This is a genomic window from Pseudomonas sp. R5-89-07 (assembly GCF_003851685.1).
Taxonomy (GTDB): Bacteria; Pseudomonadota; Gammaproteobacteria; order Pseudomonadales; family Pseudomonadaceae; genus Aquipseudomonas.
Genome location: NZ_CP027727.1, coordinates 4,731,361 through 4,754,109 on the forward strand (window position 1 = coordinate 4,731,361; position 22,749 = coordinate 4,754,109).

The window sequence follows — 22,749 nt, forward strand, 5'->3', positions numbered from 1 at the left end:
AAAATACAGGTGGGACGGCAGTACTCTTCCTAAAACCAAAGGAGCAAATCACGATGCGCGTGATGAAGTGGAGCATGATCGCCCTGGCTGTTTCAGCAGGCACCTCGCAGTTCGCAATGGCGTCCGCCCAGGACGATTCCAAGGGCTTTATCGAGGACAGTACAGCCAGCATCCTGACTCGTACCCTGTACTTCAGCCGTGACTTCCGTAACAACGATTCAGGCCAAAGCCGTCGCGAAGAAACCGGTCTCGGTTTCCACGGCCTGTTCAGTTCGGGCTACACCCAAGGCACCATCGGTGTCGGTGTCGATGCCATCGGCTTGCTAGGTATCAAACTCGACAGCGGCAAGGGCCGTGCCAACACCGGCCTGTTCCCTAATGGTTCCGATGGTCGTGCACAGGACGAGTACTCCAAAGGTGGCGCCGCCATTAAATTCCGTATTTCCGATACGGTCCTGAAAGTGGGCGACCAATACACCACCGCTCCGGTCTTCGCATCCGACGACAGCCGCTTGCTTCCGGAACTGCCGCAGGGTATCTCGATCACCAGCAATGAGATCAAGGGCCTGAAACTGGAAGCCGGTCACTTCACCTCGATCGTCGCCCAGGATCACACCTACAAAGACAGTATCGCCAGCAGCGAGCCAAACACGTTCACTGGCCTGCGACAAGCGAACTTCGTAGGTGGCGTTTACTCTTGGACGCCAGAGTTGACTACCAGCCTCTACTACTCGAAAGTGGAAGACTACTGGAAAAAACTCTATGCCAACGTGAACTGGACCCACGCGCTCAGCGATGATCAGTCCGTGGCTGTTGACTTCAACATCTACGACACCAAGAGCGATGGCGCCGGTCTGGTACGTGCTGAAAAAGACAACACCACCAAGCTCGACAACCGTGCGTTCAGCTTGCAGGGTGCATACACCTACGGTGCTCACACCTTCACGCTGGCAGCCCAGAAAGTTACTGGCGACGGCGACTACGCTTACGGTGTAGACGGCGGCGGCACGATTTTCCTGGCTAACTCCATCGCACGTTCCGACTTCAACGCCGAAGGCGAGAAGTCGTTCCAGGCGCGTTACGACATCAACATGGCAACCTTCGGCATCCCCGGCCTGAGCTTCATGACTCGTTACGTTACCGGTAGCGGCGCCAACACTGGCACCACATCGAACGGTAAAGAGTGGGAACGCGATATCGAAGGCAAATACGTGATCCAGAGCGGCCCGGCAAAAGACCTGAGCCTGCGTATTCGTCAAGCCACTTATCGTTCGTCGGATGGCGTTTACTACGGTTCGGCTTCGATCGACGAACTGCGTCTGATCGCGCAATACCCGCTGAACATCCTGTAATAACGTAAGTGATTACAACGATGACCTAAGGCTTCGCCCTTAAATAAAAAGCCGCTCCCCTGTTTACAAGGGAGCGGCCTTTTTATTTCAGTTATATTTCAATAGCGAAATAACTAGCAAGCTAAGTAACTATATACAACTGTCGCATTTAACCTGACCTTTCGGCCAGCTTAAACGCGACACTGTTTCATGCCTTCGCCGGAGCTTCCTGCATCACACGAATAACGCGCTGTGGAAACGGAATATCAATCCCCGCCGCTTTCAACCGGTCGCGCGCCAGTTCATTGAGCATAAACACAACATCCCAGTAATCCGGGGTATTGGTCCAGCAGCGCAGGGAAACCGTGATGGAGCTATCGCCCAGGGTCGATACGACAGCAGCAGGCGCCGGGTCGGCCAGCACGCGTGGGTCTTTGGCCAGCTCCAGCAACACTTCGCGGGCTTTCTGCAGGTCGGCCTCGTAGTCCACGCCTACGTCAAACACGACCTTTCGGGTCGGCTGGCGGTTGGTGTTGGTGATGATGCCGTTGGACAGGATGCCGTTCGGCACAATCACGGTCTTGTTGTCGCCGGTACGCAGTACCGTGTGGAAGATCTGAATGCTGTCGACGGTACCCGAGGTGCCCTGGGCTTCGATCCAGTCACCAATACGGAACGGACGGAACAACAGAATCAGCACGCCGCCGGCGAAGTTGGCCAGGCTGCCTTGCAACGCCAGGCCGATCGCCAGGGTGGCAGCACCGATGGCGGCGACGAACGAGGTGGTGGCCACGCCGATCATCGAGGCCACGCTGACGATCAGCATGACTTTCAGCGCAATGTTCGCCAGGCTGGTGATGAAGTGCTGCAGCGCCAGGTCGGCATTACGCACGGCCAGCAAGCGCCCCACCCGGTGGGTAAAGACGTTGATCAGCCACCAACCGATGGCCAGGGTGATAACGGCCAGCAGTACCCGGCTGCCGTATTCCATTATCATCGGGATCCAGGACTGCGAGGTCTTGATCAAGTGATCCACTTCAGCGTTCAAATCCATCTATCTTCTCCTGTTTGCGGATATGCGGCTTCATTGACTGCCTGAAAACGCAAATGAGCCCCGTAGGGCTCAATTGTAGGCATTGTTGCTGCGGCGTGGGACGGCAAAAACCGCCACAGGTTCCGCAAGGTGCCATCAGTCGCGGAAGTTATTGAACTGCAGCGGCATGTCGAAGGTCTTGGCGCGCAGGGCCGCGATGGCTTCTTGCAGGTCATCACGCTTCTTGCCGGTGACACGCACCTGTTCGCCCTGGATCGCCGCCTGGACCTTCAGCTTGGCATCCTTGATGTGCGCGACGATTTTCTTCGCCAGTTCCTTGTCGATGCCTTCCTTGAGTACGGCTTCCTGCTTCATCAGCTTGCCGGATGCGTAGGCGTCCTTGACTTCAAGGCACTGCACGTCGATCTTGCGCTTGACCAGGGCCAGCTTGAGGATTTCAATCATCGCTTCCAGCTGGAAATCGGCTTCAGCGGTCAGGTTGACGGTCAGTTCCTTTTCCTTGAATTCGAAGCTGCCCTTGCCTTTCAAGTCATAGCGACGGTCCAGTTCCTTGACGGCGTTCTCGACGGCGTTGGTGACTTCGTGTTTGTCCAGTTCGGATACCACGTCGAACGAAGGCATGTCATTTCTCCAATATAAGGGGCGGGCTCAGTAGAGATGGGGCGCGCCCGAGCTAAAATGCCGGGGCATTATAGCGGTTCTTTCGCCGCGTTCACCGCTGGCAACCCTACGGAGCACACACTGATGTCGACCACCTGGCATATTCTCGGCGCCGGCAGCCTGGGCACCCTCTGGGCCACGCGACTGGCGCGGGCGGGCCTGCCGGTGCGGCTGATCCTGCGCGACCAGGCGCGGCTGGCCAGCTATGCGGCGGGCCAGGGCCTGACCCTGGTCGAACACGGCATCGCGCACACCTACCCCGTCATCGGCGAGACACCCGACAACCCGGAACCGATCCATCGCCTGCTGGTGGCGTGCAAGGCCTACGATGCCCAGGACGCTGTCGCACAATTGCAACACCGCCTGGTGCCGGACGCGGAACTGATCCTGCTGCAAAACGGCCTCGGCAGCCAGGACGCGGTTGCCGCCCAGTTGCCACAGGCGCGCTGTATCTTTGCTTCCAGCACCGAAGGCGCGTTTCGCGATGGCGAATGGCGCGTGGTATTTGCCGGCCATGGCTACACCTGGCTAGGCGATGCGGCCCACCCGACCGCGCCGTTGTGGCTGGATGACCTGCAGGCCGCCGCCATCCCCCATGAATGGAGCACCGATATCCTCACGCGCCTGTGGCGCAAGCTGGCCCTCAATTGCGCGATCAATCCACTGACCGTGCTCTACCAGTGCCGCAACGGAGGGCTGCAGGCCCATCAATGCGAAGTCGCCACCCTGTGCGCTGAATTGACCGAATTGCTGGAATATTGCGGCCAGCCGGCGGCTGCGCAGGATTTGCACAGTGAAGTGCAACGGGTGATCCAGGCCACTGCGGCGAACTACTCCTCGATGTACCAGGACGTGGCCAACGCACGGCGTACCGAAATCAGCTACCTGCTGGGCTACGCCTGCCAGGCGGCCGCCCGCCATCAGCGGGTAGTGCCGCATCTGCAGCAGGTGCGAGCGCGTTTGGTCGAGCAGTTGGTTGCACGCGGATTGCCCAGCGACTGAGGCACGCGCTACCCTGCCGTATGTCTATTGCCTGCGAAAAACCTGATGCCACTGCGCCAGCGTCTTGAAAACCTACCGGTAGGGCAAAAACTACTGGCTGCCCTGCTGGTACTGCTGACCACTGTGTTGCTGGTGGCCAACCTCACTTTTATCAGCGCCGCCTACTGGATCTCCCAGGAAAGCATGGCGCCCCAGGCCTTGCAGGCCATCGGCCGGCTGGTGTCCAACCCGGCACTCGCCGCCGACGCCCTGCAATCCCCGGCCCAGGCCAACGCGCTGCTCAATGAACTGACCAGCTATTCACCGTTACGCGCCGCCGCCCTGTACGACGGCGAAGGCAATCGCCTGGCGCAAATGCAACACGGCGACCGCCTGCACCTGCCCGACAACTACCGGCACATCGAGGCCTGGCGCCTCACCGAGTTTCGCAGCAATCAAGTGATCACCCTGCCGCGCGCCGGCCAGCCTTCGGGGCATCTGCTGCTCGTGGCCAGCAGTGAGCTACCGGTGGCGTTCTATACCGGCACCCTGACCGCAAGCCTGGGCATTCTGATTTTCAGCGTATTGCTGTGGCTGGTGATTGCCCGGCAGATCAAACGCCTGATCACGCGGCCAATCCACGAACTCGAAGAACTGTCGCGCCAGGTCACCCGCGAAGAGAACTACGCCCTGCGCGCCGGCCCCGGCAACCACGATGAAATCGGCAGCCTGGCGGAAGCGTTCAACACCATGCTGTCGCGCATCGAGGCCCGCGAGCAGCAGCTCAAACGCGCACGGGATGATTCCCAGGCCGCCTACGACCAGGCCCAGGGCCTGGCCGAAGAAACCCGCCACACCAACCGCAAGCTGGAACTGGAAGTCCAGGTGCGCAGCAAGATCGAGAAAAAGCTCACGGGCTTTCAGAACTACCTCAACAGCATTATCGACTCGATGCCTTCGGCGCTGATCGCCCTGGATGAACAGCTCTACGTGACCCAGTGGAATCAGGAAGCCACTGCGCTTTCCGGCACGCGCCTGGATGAGGCGCTCAACCAGCCGATCTTCCTCGCGTTCCAACCGCTCAAGCCGTACCTGCCGCAAATCAAGGCCACGGTGGAACAGCACACGGTGGAGCGCATCGAGCGGGTCACCTGGGTCAAGGACGACGAGCCAAAGCATTACGCCCTGACGTTCTACCCGTTGATGGGCGGTGCCGGACGCGGCGTGGTGATCCGCATCGATGACATCACCCAGCGCCTGTCCCTGGAAGAAATGATGGTGCAATCGGAAAAGATGCTGTCGGTTGGTGGCCTGGCTGCCGGCATGGCCCACGAAATCAACAACCCGCTGGGCGCGATCCTGCACAACGTGCAGAACATTCGACGCCGCCTGTCACCCGACCTGCCCAAGAACCTGGAACACGCCGAACAGGCCGGCATCGAGCTGGATCTGGTCAATCGTTACCTGCAAGGCCGTGAAGTCCCGCAGTTGCTGGATGGGATTCAACAGGCCGGTGCGCGTGCAGCGAAAATCGTCACGCACATGCTCAGCTTCAGCCGGCGCAGCAACCGGCAAATGGCCCCATGCGATTTGCCGGCCCTGATCGACCAGGCCGTGGAGATCGCCGGTAACGATTTCGACCTGGCCATCGGTTTTGATTTCAAGGGCCAGGCGATCATCCGCCAGTTCGATCCGCAACTGGGGCCAGTACCCGGCACGGCCAACGAATTGGAGCAAGTGCTGCTCAATCTGCTGAAAAACGCCGCCCAGGCGATTCACCTGCGTGAAGGCGACAGCGAACCGGGGCGAATCATCCTGCGCACCCGCCTCAACCCGCCCTGGGCCGAGATCCAGGTGGAAGACAACGGCATCGGCATGAGCGAAAGCGTGCGCAAACGCACCTTCGAGCCATTCTTCACCACCAAGGAAATAGGCCAGGGCACCGGGCTTGGGCTGTCGGTGTCGTATTTCATCATCACCAATAACCATAAGGGCCAGATGGAGGTGCATTCCACCCTGGGCCAAGGCACCTGCTTCACCTTGCGCCTGCCACTGGCCGGCAGCCAATTGTCCCCCGCAGAACTCACCCAACTGGAGCAATGACCATGGGCTTTCGCCTGTCGAAGATCTACACCCGCACCGGCGACCAGGGCGAAACCGGCCTCGGCGACGGGCGCCGCGTGCCCAAGGATCACCCACGGGTGGAGGCCATCGGCGAGGTGGATACGCTGAACAGTCAGCTTGGATTGTTGCTGGCGAACCTTGAAGAGCAGAGCGGCAAGCATCCCGAATTGAACGACGTCATCGAGGTGCTCACGCCCTGCCAGCATCGGTTGTTCGACCTGGGTGGCGAGCTGGCCATGCCGGTGTACAAAGCGCTGACTGCAGCGGAAGTGGATCGGCTGGAAGCGGCGATTGATCGCTGGAATGAAGAAGTGGGACCGTTGGAGAATTTCATCCTGCCCGGCGGCTCGGCGCTGATCGCCCAGGCGCATGTGTGCCGCAGCCTGGCACGCAGCGCCGAACGCCGCTGTCAGCAGTTGAATGCGCTGGAGCCTTTGGAAGGAGTGGGCTTGGCGTATATCAATCGGCTGTCGGATTTGCTGTTTGTCGCGGCCCGGGTGATTGCCAGGCGCCAGGGCGTTGCCGAGGTTTTGTGGCAGGCGGCGGCGAAGCCTCACTGAGGATTACTGGGTGACTGGCAGGGCCCCATCGGGGGGCAAGCCCCCTCCCACATTTTGATTTGTGAATACAGTCTAGTGTGGGAGGGGGATTGCCCCCGATGAGGCCCGCCAGAGCAACCTCAAACCTGCGGCCAGAACGCCCTGATCCCTGCCACACCCTGAGCCCCCACCGACCAAGCCTGCTCGCGGTGCTCAGGCCCTACCCCGCCCAACAGAAACACCGGCTTGCTGAACCCACGGATCAGCTCGGCCGCCTGTTCCCAGCCCAACGGCTGAGCCTCAGGATGAGTCTGCGTCGGCTGAACCGGCGACAGCGTGACAAAGTCCACATCCATCAACTCTGCCAACGCCAGCTCTTCAGCGTTGTGACACGAAGCCGCCAGCCAACGGTCCTTCGGCAGTGGCCGCCCCTTGCTCGCGTACTTACGCAATTGGGCCGACGTCATGTGCCAGCCGGCCGATGGGAAATCTCCCAGCCATTCGAACGGCCCTTTGAGCATCAACTGCGCCTTGCCCGCACACAACCCCACTGCATCCACGGCGAGGTCGCGGTATTTGGGGTCGTAACCATTGGGCGCGCGCAGCTGGACCAGCTTGATGCCACCGGCAATGGCGGCTTGAAGGCTACGCAACAAGGGCGCGGTTTCCAGCTCACCGGGGGTGATCAGGTACTCGGCAGGCAGACGTGCCGCCGCAACAATGGGCGCGTTAGCCGCTGGAAACGCATAGTTGATCAGGTCTCGCGGGGTCACCCATTCCAAGGGCTGGCCTTCAACCCCGTGGGGTTCGCCGGTAAACGCCGAGACTTCCCAGACATCCAGCAACACCTGCTTGTCCGGGTAATCATGCTGCACCTGAATCAACGGCCGCGCCGTGGTGACCTGGATGCCCAGCTCTTCCTGCAATTCGCGGGACAAGGCTGTGGCGACTGACTCGCCCGCCTCCACCTTGCCGCCGGGAAATTCCCAGAGGCCACCTTGATGCTGAGTATCGGCGCGGCGTGCCAGCAGGATCCTGCCATCGACACCGCGGATCACCGCTGCTGCTACATGCACTCGTTTCACCGCCGACTTCCTCCGGGTTTCAGGTGCGATATTCCGCGTTGATCTTCACGTATTCGTGGGACAGGTCCGTGGTCCAGATGGTTTCGCTGCACTCGCCGCGGCCCAGCTCGATACGGATGGTGATTTCTTCCTGCTGCATCACCGCCGAGCCCTGGGCTTCGGTGTAGGTGTCGGCACGGGCGCCACGGCTGGCAATGCATACATCGCCGAGGAATACGTCGATCTTGCTCACGTCCAGGTCAGGCACACCGGCACGGCCCACCGCCGCGAGAATACGGCCCCAGTTCGGGTCGGAAGCAAACAGGGCGGTCTTGATCAGCGGCGAGTGCGCCACGGTGTAACCTACGTCCAGGCACTCCTGGTGGTTGCCGCCGCCATTGACTTCAACGGTGACGAACTTAGTAGCACCCTCGCCGTCCCGCACGATGGCCTGGGCCACGTCCATGCACACCTCGAATACTGCCTGCTTCAACGCCGCGAACAGCGGGCCTTCGGTGGAGGTAATTTCCGGCAGGTTGGCCTGGCCGGTGGCGATCAGCATGCAGCAGTCGTTGGTGGAGGTATCACCGTCGATGGTGATGCGGTTGAACGACTTGTTGGCGCCGTCCAGCATCAGGCGTTGCAGCACATCGCGGGAGACTTTGGCGTCGGTGGCGATATAGCCGAGCATGGTGGCCATGTTCGGGCGGATCATGCCCGCGCCCTTGCTGATACCGGTCACGGTGACGGTCACGCCCTCGTGCACGAACTGACGGCTCGCGCCCTTGGGCAGGGTGTCGGTGGTCATGATGCCGGTGGCCGCAGCCGCCCAGTTATCCACAGACAGGTCATCCAGCGCGGCTTGCAGGGCGCCTTCGATTTTTTCCACCGGCAGCGGCTCACCGATCACCCCGGTGGAGTACGGCAGCACCTGGCTGGCGTCGACGCCGGTCAACTGCGCCAGCTTGGCGCAGGTGCGTGCCGCCGCCACGAGGCCGGGCTCGCCGGTACCGGCGTTGGCATTGCCGGTGTTGGTCAGCAGGTAACGAATCGAACCGGCCACACGTTGCTTGGCCAGGATCACCGGGGCAGCGCAAAAGGCGTTGAGGGTGAACACGCCAGCGACGGTCGAGCCTTCGGCACAGCGCATCACCACCACATCCTTGCGGCCCGCACGCTTGATGCCGGCCGACGCGATACCGAGTTCAAAACCGGCGACCGGGTGCAATGTGGGCAAAGGACCAAGACCAACAGCCATGTATGCGCTCCTCGAAATAGATGATGTCTGTGCCGTCGCTACCGACGGGGAATTAATGGCAAAACGCCGCGACGGCTGATGCCGGTCGCGGCGTAGGGTGTTGCAGCGCCAGGCGAAAATCTTATTCGATCTGGCCGTGGCAGTGTTTGAATTTCTTACCCGAACCGCAGTAGCACAGTTCGTTGCGGCCCAGCTTCTGATCGTTGCGCACCGGCGTTTGAGCCAGGGCCACATCGACCTCCTCGCCCAGCACCTCAGGCGCGTCCAGGCCCGGCGCTTCGTCGTGCTGGAACTGCATGCGCGCAGCCAGTGCCTCGGCTTCCTGGCGCAGGCGTGCTTCTTCCTCGATCGGGTCTTCGCGACGCACCTGAACGTGGGAAAGCACGCGGATCGAATCGCGCTTGATCGAATCCAGCAGTTCGGAGAACAAGGTGAACGACTCGCGCTTGTACTCCTGCTTCGGGTTCTTCTGGGCGTAGCCACGCAGGTGGATGCCGTGACGCAGGTGGTCCATGGTCGACAGGTGGTCTTTCCACAGGTCGTCCAGCACGCGCAGCACGATTTGTTTCTCGAAGGTGCGCAGTGCTTCGGCACTCGCCTGCTCTTCTTTCTCGTTGTACGCGGCCAGCAATTGGGCCATCAGTTTTTCGCGCAGGGTTTCTTCGTACAGGTGGTCGTCTTCGTCGAGCCACTGCTGAACCGGCAGGTCGACGCCGAAGTCGCTCTTCAACGCGGCTTCCAGACCGGCAACATCCCACTGCTCAGGCAGCGACTGTGGCGGGATATGCGCGCTGACGGTGGCGTTGAGCACGTCCTGACGGAAGTCAGCGATGGTCTCGCCAATGTTGTCGGCGGCCAGCAACGTGTTACGCATGTGATAGATCACTTTACGCTGTTCGTTGTTGACGTCGTCGAACTCGAGCAGTTGTTTACGAATGTCGAAGTTACGCCCCTCAACCTTGCGCTGGGCCTTCTCGATGGCGTTGGTCACCATGCGGTGCTCGATGGCTTCACCGGACTGCATGCCCAGGGCCTTCATGAAGTTCTTGACCCGGTCCGAGGCGAAGATACGCATCAGGCTGTCTTCCAGCGACAGGTAGAAACGGCTGGAACCGGCGTCACCCTGGCGACCGGCACGGCCACGCAACTGGTTGTCGATACGGCGCGATTCGTGACGCTCGGACGCGATCACCTGCAAACCGCCGGATTCCAGCACGGCCTGGTGGCGTTTCTGCCAGTCAGCCTTGATCTGGGCGATCTGCTCGGGGGTCGGGTTGTCGAGCGAAGCCACTTCCACTTCCCAGTTACCGCCCAACAGGATGTCGGTACCACGACCGGCCATGTTGGTGGCGATGGTCAGCGCGCCGGGGCGACCGGCCTGGGCGATGATCTCGGCTTCCTTTTCGTGGAACTTGGCGTTGAGGACCTTGTGCTCGATGCCTTCCTTGTTGAGCAGGTTGGACACGTGCTCGGAAGTCTCGATGGTCGCGGTACCCACCAGGATTGGGCGGCCCTTGGCCATGCCGTCCTTGATGTCATTGATGATCGCCGCGTATTTCTCTTCGGCGGTCAGGAACACCAGGTCGTTGAAGTCTTTACGCGCCAGTGGCTTGTTGGGCGGGATGACCACCACCGACAGACCGTAGATCTGATGGAACTCGAACGCTTCGGTGTCGGCCGTACCGGTCATGCCGGACAGCTTGTTGTACAGACGGAAGTAGTTCTGGAAGGTCGTGGAGGCCAACGTCTGGCTTTCGGCCTGGATGTTGAGCATTTCCTTGGCTTCGATGGCCTGGTGCAGGCCTTCGGACAAACGGCGACCAGGCATGGTACGGCCGGTGTGTTCGTCGACCAGTACCACCTGACCGTCCTGGACGATGTATTCGACGTTGCGATGGAACAGCTTGTGGGCACGCAGGCCGGCATACACGTGGGTCAGCAGGCCCAGGTTATGCGCCGAGTACAGGCTTTCGCCTTCAGCCAGCAGGCCGATCTGGGTCAGCATGTCTTCGACGAACTGGTGGCCAGCCTCGTTGAGTTCGACCTGACGGGTCTTCTCGTCGATGGTGAAGTGACCTTCTTTGGTCACCACGCCTTCGACTTCCTCGATGTGCTGCTCCAGGCGCGGGATCAACTTGTTGATCTCGGTGTACAGGCGCGAGCTGTCCTCGGCTTGGCCGGAGATGATCAGCGGGGTACGCGCTTCGTCGATAAGGATGGAGTCGACTTCGTCGATCACGGCAAAGTTGAGTTCGCGCTGGAATTTTTCTTCCATGCTGAACGCCATGTTGTCGCGCAGGTAGTCGAAACCGAATTCGTTGTTGGTGCCGTAGGTGATGTCGGCGGCGTAGGCGGCGCGCTTTTCTTCCGGCGGCTGGAACGGCGTCACTACGCCGACGGTCAGGCCGAGGAATTCATACAGCGGGCGCATCCAGTTGGCGTCCCGGCGGGCCAGGTAATCGTTCACTGTCACAACGTGCACGCCCTTGCCGGACAGTGCATTGAGGTAAACACCCAGGGTTGCCACCAGGGTCTTGCCTTCACCGGTACGCATTTCGGCAATCATGCCTTCATGCAAGGTCATGCCGCCAATCAACTGGACGTCGAAGTGGCGCATGCCCATAACGCGCTTACCGGCTTCACGGGCGACCGCAAAGGCTTCGGGAAGCAGCTTGTCGAGGGTTTCACCTTTGGCTATGCGGGCCTTGAACTCTTCGGTCTTGGCGCGCAATTGCTCGTCCGACAGAGCAACCATCTGCTCTTCGAAGGCATTGACCAGCTGCACCGTCTTGAGCATGCGTTTGACTTCGCGCTCATTCTTGCTTCCAAAAAGTTTCTTTAACAAAGGCGCAAACATATCGGCAGGTTCTTCCACACATAGGGATGGAGGGCGCACCGTGAGTGGCCCGAGCAGCCCTCACGGCCGCATGCGAACGCGCATTCTACCCGGAATCGTGGGTGAGGAAAGTGGCGTTGTTCCCGGAGGCGGGCACGGCGCTGTGAGAGGGCTTGTTTAAAATAAGGGCTTTTGGCGGAACTTCAACCCATGAAAGGCAGAAGTTACTTATTGATTTCATGAGAAAAGCCCTGCCTCCGCACGGCCTCGGGGCCCACAGGCGCTTTCTGTTAAGATAGCTGCTCTGTTACTTAAGGTGTCTAAACATGGCATTTCGCCCTCTTACAGCCCGCGCTCCCGGCGTGTTGCTTCGCGAAGCCAAGCCGCTCAAAGCCATCTTTGGCCACGCGCAACGCCTGGGTCGCTTGCAACGCCTGCTAGAAAGTCAGCTGCAACCGGCCGCCCGCGAACATTGTCATGTAGCGTCCTGGCGCGAAGGCAATCTGCTATTAATTGTCACCGATGGGCATTGGGCCACCCGCTTGCGTTACCAGCAAAAACGCTTGCAGCGCCAATTGATGGAGTTTGACGAGTTTGCCGGCCTGACGCGCATCCAGTTCAAGGTGCAGCCGCCCACCGTGCTGCGCAGCACGGGGGGGCATACGATGGACCTGTCGGAAACGGCGGCCGAAACCCTCCAGGCCACGGCTGAAGGAATCAACGACCCGGGCTTGCGCGCGGCACTGGAACGGCTGGCCGCCCATGCCAGGCCCAAGCCCTGAGCCTTACTTGCGCTTACTGCCGCCCAGCAACGAGCCCAATAAGCCGCGCACCAACTGCCGCCCCATCTGATTGGCCGCCTGCTGCATGGCGGATTTGAGCGCCTTGCCCGCCGTGGTTCCCAGGAACGCACCGGCCTTGTCGGTGAAGCTGGGCTCTTCGGTCGCCGGTTTGGCCTCCTCGGTCGGCCCCAACTCCTTGCGCGCCATCAGCACTTCATAGGCTGATTCACGGTCAATCGGCTTGTCATACCGGCCCTGCAGCGGCGAACTGGCGACCAGCGCCGCACGTTCGGCCTCGGTGAGCGGCCCGATCCGCGACTGTGGCGGGGCGACCAATACGCGCTGGACTACCTCCGGCGTGCCTTTTTCCTGCAAGGTGCCCACCAGCGCCTCACCGGTGCCCAACTCCGTCAGCACGGCCAGGGCATCGAATGCCGGGTTGGGCCGGAAACCGTCCGCCACCGCCCGCAGGGATTTCTGCTCCTTGGTGGTGAACGCGCGCAGGCCATGCTGAATCCGCAGCCCCAGTTGCGCCAGTACCGTGTCGGGCAAATCTCCCGGCGATTGGGTGACGAAGTACACGCCCACGCCTTTGGAACGAATCAAGCGCACCACCTGTTCCAAACGGTCCTGCAACGCCTTGGGTGTATCGGCGAACAACAAGTGCGCCTCATCGAAAAACAGCGCCAGCAGCGGTTTTTCCGCATCACCGCGCTCCGGCAACTGCTCGAACAGTTCCGCCAGCAGCCACAGCAGGAAGGTCGCATAGACCTTCGGCGCGTCATGCACCAAGCGGCTGGCGTCCAGCAGGTGGATGCGGCCGCGCCCGTCGCTGGCAGGCTGCAAGATATCCTCGAGCTGCAGGGCCGGTTCGCCAAACAGCGCTTCGGCGCCCTGCTGCTCCAGCACCGCGAGGCGCCGCAATAACGCCTGACTGGAACCGGTGGTCATCAACGCGGCATCGTCGCCCAACAGCTCAGGGTGATAGCGCAGGTGGTTGAGCAAGGCCTTGAGGTCTTTGAGGTCCAGCAGCAACAGGCCTTCACGGTCGGCTACCTTGAATGTCGCGTACAACGCCGACTGCTGGCTGTCGGTGAGTTCCAACAGACTGCCGAGCAACAACGGCCCCATTTCGCTGATGGTGGTGCGCAAAGGGTGACCGGACTGCCCGTGGATATCCCACAACGTAACGGGATAAGCCTTGGGCGCGTAATCAAGGAAGGGCATCCCGGCGATGCGTTCGGCAACCTTGCCCTGGGGGTTGGCCGCGGCACCCAGGCCGCAAAGGTCACCCTTGATGTCGGCGGCGAATACCGCCACGCCCGCATCACTGAAGGCTTCCGCCAGGCGCTGCAAGGTGACGGTCTTGCCGGTGCCGGTGGCGCCGGCGATCAACCCATGACGGTTGGCCAGGCGCATGGGCTGGGCGATGGGCTGGCCGTCTGGGCCGGCACCGATAAGCAGTTGTGTGGAGTCAGGCATTTCGTCACCTTTGGTTAATCTTTAGTGCAGCCAGGTCGATACAAGTAATGTGAAACCCACAACATCCAAAATAGGACAGATATTTCCTACGCAGGCCCCTAGCGCTAGCACCAGAAGTACCACACCTTTTTTGACGCTGCCATTTTTGCGCATCCCATCAGGACGCGCCTCGGATATCAAGACCTTAGCGGACCCTACAAGCCATGAATAAAAACCTGCGCTTCAGCCATAAAATTTTGCTTGCAGCCTCCCTTATCGTCATCGCCGCCTTCGCGTTATTTACCCTTTACAACGATTACCTTCAGCGCAATGCGATCCGTGACGACCTCAATAACTACCTGCATGAAATGGGCGATGTCACCGCCAGCAATATCCAGACCTGGCTCACCGGGCGCATCGCGCTGGTAGAAAACGCCGCACAGAATATTGCCCTCAACCCCGACCCCTCGGTGGTTGCCAGCCTGCTGGAACAGAAAGCGCTGACATCGTCGTTCATGGCGACCTACGTCGGCGACAGCCAGGGCACCTTCACCATCCGCCCCGACACCAAGATGCCCGACGGTTTCGACCCGCGTGTTCGCCCCTGGTACAAGGGTGCCCAGAACAGCAACGGTTCGACGTTGACCGAGCCCTATATCGACGCGGCAACGGGGCAACTGATTATTTCCATCGCCACACCGAGTGCCAAGGCCGGCCAGAGCATCGGCGTGGTGGGCGGCGACCTGAGCCTGCAAACCCTGGTGGACAACATTGGTGCCCTGGACTTCGGCGGCATGGGCTATGCGTTCCTGGTCAGCGCCGACGGCAAAGTGCTGGTCCACCCGGACAAGGCCCTGGTGATGAAGACCCTGGCTGACGTGTACGCCAAAGACACACCGAAGATCAGCGCGGATTTCAGCGAAGTGCAGGCCAATGGCAAAACCAATATCGTCACGTTCACCCCGATCAAGGGCCTGCCCTCGGTGAACTGGTACCTGGGCATTTCGGTGGATAAAGCCAAGTCGTTCGCCATGCTCAGTGAGTTCCGTACGTCGGCGGTTATCGCCACGATTATCGCCGTGGTCATCATCATCGCCTTGCTGGGCATGTTAATCCGCGTGTTGCTGCAACCGCTGCACGTGATGACCCGCGCCATGCAGGACATCGCCGACGGCGAAGGCGACCTGACCCGACGTCTGACCATCCAGAACAACGACGAATTCGGCACCTTGGGCAATGCGTTCAACCGTTTCGTCGAGCGCATTCATACCTCGATCCGCGAAGTGTCGTCGGCCACCGAACAAGTCAATGAAGTCGCATTGCGGGTGGTCAGTGCCTCCAACTCGTCGATGGTCAATTCGGACGAACAGGCCAATCGCACCAACAGTGTCGCGGCAGCCATCAACCAACTGGGCGCGGCGGCTCAGGAAATCGCCCGTAACGCAGCGCAAGCCTCCAATCAGGCCAGTGATGCGCGGCATCTGGCCGAAGACGGCCAGCAGGTAGTGGAGCGCAATATCAAGGCGATGACTCAGCTGTCGAGCATGATCAGCGCCTCCAGTACCAATATCGAGGCACTGAACAGCAAGACGGTGAATATTGGCCAGATTCTCGAAGTGATCACCAGTATTTCCCAGCAAACCAACTTGCTCGCGCTCAACGCCGCCATTGAAGCCGCACGTGCAGGTGAGGCCGGCCGCGGGTTCGCGGTGGTGGCCGATGAAGTGCGCAACCTGGCGCATCGCACCCAGGAATCGGCGCAACAGGTGCAGAAGATGATCGAGGAACTGCAAGTCGGCGCCCGCGACTCGGTCAGCACCATGAGCGAAAGCCAGCGCCACAGCCAGGACAGCGTGGAAATCGCCAACCTGGCCGGCGAACGCTTGAACAGCGTGACTCAGCGCATTGGCGAGATCGACGGCATGAACCAGTCCGTGGCCACCGCCACCGAGGAACAGACCTCGGTGGTGGAGTCGATCAATATGGACATCACCGAAATCAACACCCTCAACCAGGAAGGCGTGGAAAACCTGCAATCGACGCTGCGCGCCTGCTCGGACCTGGAGCGCCAGGCCGCACGTTTGAAGCAAATGGTGGGTAGTTTCCGGATCTGACAGATACCGCGGGCTTGCCCTGATGCCAGTCCGTTAACGCGAACACCCTACCTGTGGCGAGGGAGCTTGCTCCCGCTGGGCCGCGAAGCGGCCCCAAACAATGGGCCTGCTGCGCAGTCCAGCGCGAGCTTGCTCCCTCGCCACAGGTATTTCTCGCGCCTGCTTCTTCTTGACTGGCAGGTATCAGGGCAAGCGCGCGCCCAGAGGACCCCGCCCTCATTCTCAGCCAAGCGACACGACATCAATCCCGATCGAACATCTATCCTTACCTCAGGTCCACGTTAAGGAGAGCAATGGATCGGAGGGATGTTCATCGTGCATATCGCTGACATAACCATGTTCTACGCCCCGGCCAGCGGTGGCGTACGCACTTATCTGGACGCCAAGCATCGGCGCCTGGCGCTCAAGCCTGGCATTCGCCACAGTCTGCTGGTGCCCGGAGCCCACTTGAGCGAGCGGGATGGTATTTTCGAAGTGCCGGCACCGCCACTGCCCTTCGGCAAAGGCTACCGCTTCCCCCTGCGCTTGGCGCCTTGGCGAAATGTCCTGCACGACTTACAGCCTGATCTGATCGAAGTCGGCGATCCGTACCTGACCGCCTGGGCGGCCCTGGACGCCCGGCGCCAACTGGATGTGCCGGTCATCGGGTTTTATCACTCCGATCTACCGCTGCTGGTGCGTAACCGCATGGGCGCCTGGTTTACCCCCAACGTCGAAGCCTATGTCAGCAAACTCTATGGAAATTTTGACCGGGTACTGGCGCCCAGCCAGGTGATGGCCGACAAACTCACTGGGCTTGGGGTGAAAAACGTTTTCGTACAACCCCTGGGCGTCGACCTGCAAACCTTCACCCCTGCCCTGCGCGACCCCGGCCTGCGCGCCGAACTGGGGATCGATGAGGACACCCGGCTGCTGATTTTCGCCGGGCGTGGTTCCAAGGAGAAAAACCTGCCGGTGCTGCTCAATTGCATGAAACGCCTGGGCGAGGGTTACCACCTGTTACTGGTCGGCTCCGGCATGCCGGCCAGCGTGCCGGACAATGTCACCGTGGTCGACGGCTTCCGCCCGGCCCAGCATGTTGCCCGCTTGATGGCCAGTGCCGATGCGTTGCTGCACGGTGGCGACCAGGAAACCTTTGGCCTGGTCATTCTGGAAGCCATGGCCTGTGGCATCCCGGTGGTCGCCGTTGCGGCGGGCGCCTTCACTGAGATTGTCGACGAGCGCTGCGGCCTGCTCTGCGCGCCTAACAGCCCAAAAGCCATGGCCGATGCGGTACACGAATTGTTCGGCGCCGACAGTCGCCGCCTTGGGGAACAGGCTCGGCGCCATGTCGAACAGCATTACGCCTGGGATGCGGTGGTGGACAGCCTGCTGGGGCATTACCACGCCGTGCTGGGTACTCACAAACCGATGCTCGCCCATGGCTGAACGTTCGGTAATGCTGGTGCTGCATGACGTGGCGCCGAGCACTTGGGCCGATTACCGGCCTTTTGTCGAGGCCGTCGACGCCCTCGGCGATGTCCCTATCACTTGGCTGGTCGTCCCGGATTTTCATCATCATGACGCCCTCGCCGCCCACGGTGACTTCCGCCGCCTGCTCGATAGTCGCGTAGCCCGCGGCGATGAACTCGCCCTGCACGGCTATTACCACTGCGACGAACAACCTCGGCCGCGCACGCCGAAAGAATGGTTCATGCGCCGCATCTATACACACGAGGGCGAGTTCTACCAGTTGTCCCAGGCCGAGGCGTTGCAGCGCCTGACGGACGGCATTGAAGTGTTCCAGCGCAATGACTGGCCACTGCACGGGTTTGTCGCACCCGCCTGGTTGATGAGCCACGGCACCCGGCTGGCGCTGCGCCAGTTACCGCTGAGCTATACCAGCGATCCCCAGCATCTGTATCGCCTGCCTGACTTCACGCGCATCCATGCGCCGGGCCTGGTGTGGAGCGCTCGCAGTGCGTGGCGCCGGGGCCTGTCCAAAGTCTTGAGCGATCGACGTGAACAGCGCTGGCAGACCGCCCCGGTGATCCGCTTGGGGTTGCACCCTGTAGACATGCGCCACAGGCTCTCGCGTGACTACTGGCTGCAAACCCTGCAACGACTGCTCGACGACGGCCGCACGCCACACACCAAGGCCGCTTGGCTGTCGACGCTGCCATGCGCCGGCTGATCTGGCTCCTGTTGGCGCTGTTGGTCGCCCTGGTGATTCCGGTGTGGCTGGGTGGCGGCGAAACCGTGGCACGGCTGCGGCAGTTTCCGCTGCCTCAGTTACTGGGGATGTTTGCCATGATCATCGGCTGCTGGTTGATCAACAGCCTGCGCATCCGCTTGTTGCTGGGCGAACAGCGAGGCAAGTTGGGATGGCGCAGAAGCCTGGGCGTGGTGATACCGACCGAGTTCGCCATGTGCGCGACGCCGGGCGGCAGCGGTGGGCCGCTGACGCTGATGGGCCTGCTGGCACGCAATGGCATTCGCCCCGCCCACGGCAGCGCGGTGTTTGCCATGGATCAGTTGAATGACTTGCTGTTTTTCCTCTGCGCACTGCTGGGCATCGTGCTGTACGCGTTGTTCCATAGCCTCAGCCCGCGCCTGGAATGGCTGCTGGGGGTCAGTGCGGTGTCGATGGTCAGTGGCGTCGTGGGTTGCCTGGTGGTGGTGCGCTTTCATCGCCGGCTGATTCGCCTGGCCGGGCGGGCACTCAAGGCCCTGCATGTACGCGTCAGCACCCGTCGTCGCTGGGCCCGCCGGGTGCTGCGCTTCCTCGCGGCATTCACCCAGACGCTGAAATTACCCTGGCCCACGCTGCTTGGGGTGTTCACGCTGACCAGCCTGCATTGGCTCGTACGCTACAGCGTGTTGTACCTGGCACTGCGAGGGCTTGGGGGTGACGTGCAGTGGGCCTGGAGTTTCCTGATCCAGATGCTGTCCTTGACCGCAGGGCAGTTCAGCCTGTTGCCAGGCGGGGCCGGGGCAGCGGAGTTGACGTCGGCGGCCTTGCTGGCGCCCATGGTGGGCAAATCCACGGCGGCGGCGGCGATTCTGATCTGGCGCGCAGTGACCTACTACTTCTATCTGCTGGCCGGTGCGCCCGTGTTTCTGCTGATGGTGGGCACACCGCTGCTCAAGCGTCTTTTCCAGGGGCCGCGGGCGGCTTCTCGAGTTCCTGCAACTGCTCCCACAGCTGGGCAGCGCCCGGAAAATCAGTACCGTCATCGGCGCCCAGCGCGTCCGGGTCGTAGCGACTCAGACACCCCTCGCCCACTGTAGCGGGTGGCCTGGATGTCGCCTTGTCGAGTGGGTCAGTCATGGCCGCCTCCTGGAAATAAAAAAGGGCCCGTAGAGTTTTACTCCCGGGCCCCTGCGTGTTCAATCCCAACGCGTTGGTCAGAACACCACGGTCTTGTTGCCATGCACCAGCACGCGGTCTTCCAAGTGATAACGCAGGCCGCGGGCCAGCACCATCTTCTCGACGTCACGGCCGAAACGCACCATGTCTTCGATGCTGTCGCTGTGACTGACACGAACCACGTCCTGCTCGATGATCGGACCGGCATCCAGCTCTTCGGTGACGTAGTGGCAGGTCGCGCCGATCAACTTCACGCCGCGCAGCGAAGCCTGATGATAGGGCTTGGCACCTACGAACGAAGGCAGGAAGCTATGGTGAATATTGATCACCTTGCCGGCATATTCGCGGCACAGTTCCGGCGGCAGGATTTGCATGTAGCGCGCCAGCACCACCACATCGGCGTCGTGCTGCTTGACCAGGCGCGACACCTCGGCGAACGCGGGCTCCTTGTCCTGCGGGTTGACCGGCACGTGGTAATACGGAATGCCATGCCATTCGACCATGCTGCGCAAGTCATCATGGTTGGAGATCACACAGGCGATCTCACAATCGAGTTCGTCGCTGTGCCAGCGGTGCAGAAGGTCCGCCAGGCAGTGGGATTCACGGCTGGCCATCAGGACGACGCGTTTTTTCTGCTCGGTGTCGGTGATGTGCCAGGTCATCGAAAACTCTTCAGCGATCGGCGCGAACGCTTCACGAAAGGCTTCCAGACCAAAAGGCAATGTATCGGCACGAATTTCGTGACGCATGAAAAACCAACCGCTGAGGTCATCCGAGTGATGGCTCGCCTCGGTGATCCAACCATTATGAGAAGCCAGAAAGTTACTGACCTTGGCAACGATGCCAACCCGGTCCGGGCAAGCAATCACCAGCCGAAAAGTGCGCATTAGGGGGAAACTCCAGAACTTCACAAAGGCCGCCATTCTAGCGATTGCGCAGAAAAACTGCAGTACTCCTTGCGGCTTATTCTCCCGCCGTGCGATGGCAACAACCCTTAATCGCGTAGGGTTTTATCACCGGTATATGACGGTACAACGGTAAGCTCGGCACTTAACCGAATTAAGCTGCTTGTTTTTAGCGACCCCCCTAATAATTAATTCGACTGCAGAGCGCTGCCACAAACATTCAATATAATTCACCCAAATAGCTGCTTAAATGTTTACTTGGTGAATTGGCCTGACTATTATTGGGCTACGCACCCTGTCAATCAGCGTTCTACATAAGGTAGTCCACATGTCTCTGATCAACGAATACCGCGCCACCGAAGAAGCTATCAAAGAGCTGCAAGCCCGCTTGAAGAACCTGTCGCAAGACGACAAGCTGAAAACCGAGCTGGAATTCGAAGGCAAACTGCGCACCCTGATGGGTGAATACTCCAAATCCCTGCGTGACATCATCGCGCTGCTGGATCCGGAATCGAAAGTTAAAGCACCGCGCGGCGCTGTGAAAACCACCGGCACCAAACGTGCTCGCAAGGTCAAGCAATACAAAAACCCGCACAACGGTGAAGTGATTGAAACCAAAGGTGGCAACCACAAGACTCTGAAAGAGTGGAAAGCCAAGTGGGGCGGCGACGTGGTTGAAGGTTGGGCAACCCTGCTGGGCTAAGCCCGGTCGGATTCACAGCCGATACGCGACACATTAAAAACGCCAGCTTGCTGGCGTTTTTTATTGTCTGGATGTTTTGCAATTGTCCGGCTACAGATTCAGGCGAGCCGCTAAAGAGTCGGCATAGTCTTGCCATTCACCCAGTACCTGGTGCTGAAACGCTGTTGCATTGTTTTCCAATTCCTTACGTGCCAGCTTAAATGCCATCAAGGTATTGGGCGCGCCCCACACCGGGTCTGACAAACGTTGCTGACAGAAAAGTCTCCAGCGCTCTTGTTCCTCATTGTTCAAGGTTTCAGGAAAGTTACGCGCGCGGTAGCGAAATAATAATTCCGGCAACCGATGATCATCGAACGGCCATTGCTGACGCCCTAGTTGTATCGGCTCTGCCATGCGAACTTGTTCACATAAACGCCGGTCACGGTCGCCGATAAAACCATCGTAGAGCTGCTGCTCCGGATCCTCATTCGCCGCAAACTCCTCCTCGGCGTAAATGCTTGCCAACTTGTCACGCCAAACTTCCTGTGCGTCAGTTAGTCGCAGCGCCCGCGCCTGATAAACGCTCATATCCAGTTGCAGCCGCTCGCGATCTTCCGCCCGCAGCACCTTCAACGGCGCCACCACCGGGCAGCGGTTGATGTGCAACAGCTTCAAAGGCACCGCCAGCTCACCCTCCGCCAGTTGATCACGGCGCGTATAAAGGCGTTCGCGCAACGTGTCGGCATCCAACTCGAGCAAGGCCTGCGGGTCGAGCCCCAGGTCGCAGACAATCAATGCATTGCGATTGCGCGGGTGCCAGGCCAAAGGCAGTACGACACCCAGATAATGACGCTCGGCGCTGAAGCGTCCGGAAATGTGCACCATCGGCTGCAACAACCGCACCTGGTCCATCACCCGTTGCTTGCTGCGCAACTGGAACAGCCACTCATACAGTTTGGGTTGTTTTTCGCGCACCAGCCGCGCCAGGGCAATGGTTGCGCGCACGTCGGACAACGCATCATGAGCCTGGCCGTGGTCGATGCCGTTGGCCTCGGTCAAGCGCTCAAGCTTGAGCGTCACGCGCCCGTCTTGCTCGGGCCACACAATGCCTTCCGGTCGCAGGGCATATGCGGTGCGCATCACATCGATCAAATCCCAGCGGCTGTTACCGCCCTGCCACTCACGCGCATAGGGGTCGAAAAAGTTGCGGTACAGGCTGTAGCGCGTCATCTCGTCATCGAATCGCAGGGTGTTGTATCCCGCGCCGCACGTACCGGGGGCAGACAGTTCGGCATGCACCCGGGTCATGAAATCCGCTTCGGCAAGGCCCTTCTGCGCCAGGACACTCGGCGTGATACCGGTGATCGCACACGCCGCCGGATGGGGCAAGATATCGTCGCCGGGCTGGCAGTAAAGATTGATCGGCGGGCCGACTTCGTTGAGTTCGAGGTCGGTACGAATGCCGGCTACCTGCAGCGGGCGATCGCTGCGCGGGTTGATCCCGGTGGTTTCATAGTCGTACCAGAAAATGGAGGTCACGGCCTGTTCCTGTGCTGAAGACCGGCAAAGTCTAGGCGCTGCGGGGTGTCAGGGGCCAGCGATACCTTTA

18 protein-coding genes and 1 pseudogene are annotated in these 22,749 nt (G+C 60.5%); 11 read left to right on the forward strand and 8 right to left on the reverse strand.

Annotated elements, in window-relative coordinates; genetic code table 11:
• Window positions 1-53: 53 nt before the first annotated feature.
• Window positions 54-1,352 carry an OprD family porin gene (locus C4J94_RS21640; protein WP_124387987.1) on the forward strand — a complete coding sequence of 433 codons (1,299 nt, stop codon included), beginning with the start codon at window positions 54-56 and terminating at the stop codon, window positions 1,350-1,352.
• A 187-nt stretch (window positions 1,353-1,539) separates the two neighbouring features.
• Here the strand turns inward: C4J94_RS21640 and C4J94_RS21645 are convergent, their stop codons facing one another.
• Both C4J94_RS21645 and C4J94_RS21650 read right to left on the reverse strand, forming a co-directional pair.
• The gene (locus C4J94_RS21645) at window positions 1,540-2,385 is read right to left on the reverse strand and encodes a mechanosensitive ion channel family protein (protein WP_124387988.1); all 846 of its coding nucleotides are present in this window, start codon (window positions 2,383-2,385) and stop codon (window positions 1,540-1,542) included.
• A 135-nt stretch (window positions 2,386-2,520) separates the two neighbouring features.
• Entirely contained in the window at window positions 2,521-3,006 is a 486-nt protein-coding gene (locus tag C4J94_RS21650) for a YajQ family cyclic di-GMP-binding protein (protein WP_003193880.1), read from the reverse strand.
• A gap of 123 nt (window positions 3,007-3,129) precedes the next feature.
• Here C4J94_RS21650 and C4J94_RS21655 point away from each other — a divergent pair, with 123 nt between their 5' ends.
• Genes C4J94_RS21655 through C4J94_RS21665 form a run of 3 tightly spaced genes read left to right on the forward strand, consistent with a single transcriptional unit; the run spans window position 3,130 to window position 6,710 of the window.
• Entirely contained in the window at window positions 3,130-4,047 is a 918-nt protein-coding gene (locus C4J94_RS21655) for a putative 2-dehydropantoate 2-reductase (RefSeq protein ID WP_124387989.1), read from the forward strand.
• A 45-nt stretch (window positions 4,048-4,092) separates the two neighbouring features.
• On the forward strand, window positions 4,093-6,129 hold the full coding sequence (locus C4J94_RS21660) for an ATP-binding protein (protein WP_124387990.1): 2,037 nt from the start codon (window positions 4,093-4,095) through the stop codon (window positions 6,127-6,129).
• Window positions 6,130-6,131: 2 nt separating this feature from the next.
• Window positions 6,132-6,710: a cob(I)yrinic acid a,c-diamide adenosyltransferase gene (locus tag C4J94_RS21665; RefSeq protein WP_124387991.1), complete on the forward strand. Its 579-nt coding sequence runs from the start codon at window positions 6,132-6,134 to the stop codon at window positions 6,708-6,710.
• A 119-nt stretch (window positions 6,711-6,829) separates the two neighbouring features.
• Here C4J94_RS21665 and C4J94_RS21670 read toward each other — a convergent pair whose 3' ends face one another.
• The 3 genes from C4J94_RS21670 to secA all read right to left on the reverse strand — a co-directional run bounded on the left by C4J94_RS21670 (window position 6,830) and on the right by secA (window position 11,868).
• Window positions 6,830-7,774: a Nudix family hydrolase gene (locus C4J94_RS21670; protein ID WP_124387992.1), complete on the reverse strand. Its 945-nt coding sequence runs from the start codon at window positions 7,772-7,774 to the stop codon at window positions 6,830-6,832.
• Window positions 7,775-7,793: 19 nt separating this feature from the next.
• Complete coding sequence (argJ, locus tag C4J94_RS21675; RefSeq protein WP_124387993.1) at window positions 7,794-9,011, reverse strand: bifunctional glutamate N-acetyltransferase/amino-acid acetyltransferase ArgJ; 1,218 nt, start codon at window positions 9,009-9,011, stop codon at window positions 7,794-7,796.
• 121 nt (window positions 9,012-9,132) lie between these two features.
• Window positions 9,133-11,868: a preprotein translocase subunit SecA gene (secA, locus tag C4J94_RS21680; RefSeq protein WP_124387994.1), complete on the reverse strand. Its 2,736-nt coding sequence runs from the start codon at window positions 11,866-11,868 to the stop codon at window positions 9,133-9,135.
• Window positions 11,869-12,173: 305 nt separating this feature from the next.
• On the opposite strand from secA, the gene C4J94_RS21685 reads away from it, so the two are divergent.
• Window positions 12,174-12,629, forward strand: coding sequence for a DUF721 domain-containing protein (locus tag C4J94_RS21685; protein ID WP_124387995.1), 456 nt, complete (start codon window positions 12,174-12,176; stop codon window positions 12,627-12,629).
• Window positions 12,630-12,632: 3 nt separating this feature from the next.
• Here the strand turns inward: C4J94_RS21685 and C4J94_RS21690 are convergent, their stop codons facing one another.
• Window positions 12,633-14,111, reverse strand: coding sequence for a helicase HerA-like domain-containing protein (locus C4J94_RS21690; protein WP_124387996.1), 1,479 nt, complete (start codon window positions 14,109-14,111; stop codon window positions 12,633-12,635).
• A 203-nt stretch (window positions 14,112-14,314) separates the two neighbouring features.
• On the opposite strand from C4J94_RS21690, the pseudogene C4J94_RS28185 reads away from it, so the two are divergent.
• From C4J94_RS28185 to C4J94_RS21710, 5 genes and pseudogenes are all read left to right on the forward strand, one after another.
• A pseudogene (locus tag C4J94_RS28185) lies at window positions 14,315-15,346 on the forward strand (cache domain-containing protein); the annotation flags it as partial.
• A 93-nt stretch (window positions 15,347-15,439) separates the two neighbouring features.
• Window positions 15,440-16,204, forward strand: a complete 765-nt coding sequence (locus C4J94_RS28190) for a methyl-accepting chemotaxis protein (protein ID WP_372240905.1) — start codon at window positions 15,440-15,442, stop codon at window positions 16,202-16,204.
• 306 nt (window positions 16,205-16,510) lie between these two features.
• Window positions 16,511-17,632, forward strand: coding sequence for a glycosyltransferase family 1 protein (locus tag C4J94_RS21700; protein ID WP_124387998.1), 1,122 nt, complete (start codon window positions 16,511-16,513; stop codon window positions 17,630-17,632).
• A complete protein-coding gene (locus C4J94_RS21705; RefSeq protein ID WP_124387999.1) occupies window positions 17,625-18,377 on the forward strand; it encodes a DUF2334 domain-containing protein in 753 nt (250 codons plus the stop codon). The genes C4J94_RS21700 and C4J94_RS21705 overlap by 8 nt, the downstream gene beginning before the upstream one ends.
• A complete protein-coding gene (locus C4J94_RS21710; protein ID WP_124388000.1) occupies window positions 18,365-19,474 on the forward strand; it encodes a lysylphosphatidylglycerol synthase transmembrane domain-containing protein in 1,110 nt (369 codons plus the stop codon). The genes C4J94_RS21705 and C4J94_RS21710 overlap by 13 nt, the downstream gene beginning before the upstream one ends.
• Window positions 19,475-19,591: 117 nt before the next feature.
• Here C4J94_RS21710 and purU read toward each other — a convergent pair whose 3' ends face one another.
• Window positions 19,592-20,440: a formyltetrahydrofolate deformylase gene (gene purU / locus C4J94_RS21715; protein WP_019821236.1), complete on the reverse strand. Its 849-nt coding sequence runs from the start codon at window positions 20,438-20,440 to the stop codon at window positions 19,592-19,594.
• A gap of 346 nt (window positions 20,441-20,786) precedes the next feature.
• Here purU and mvaT point away from each other — a divergent pair, with 346 nt between their 5' ends.
• A complete protein-coding gene (gene mvaT, locus C4J94_RS21720; protein ID WP_003175830.1) occupies window positions 20,787-21,161 on the forward strand; it encodes a histone-like nucleoid-structuring protein MvaT in 375 nt (124 codons plus the stop codon).
• 90 nt (window positions 21,162-21,251) lie between these two features.
• On the opposite strand, the gene sbcB is transcribed toward mvaT, so the two are convergent.
• Entirely contained in the window at window positions 21,252-22,679 is a 1,428-nt protein-coding gene (gene sbcB / locus C4J94_RS21725; RefSeq protein ID WP_124388001.1) for an exodeoxyribonuclease I, read from the reverse strand.
• Window positions 22,680-22,749: the final 70 nt, after the last annotated feature.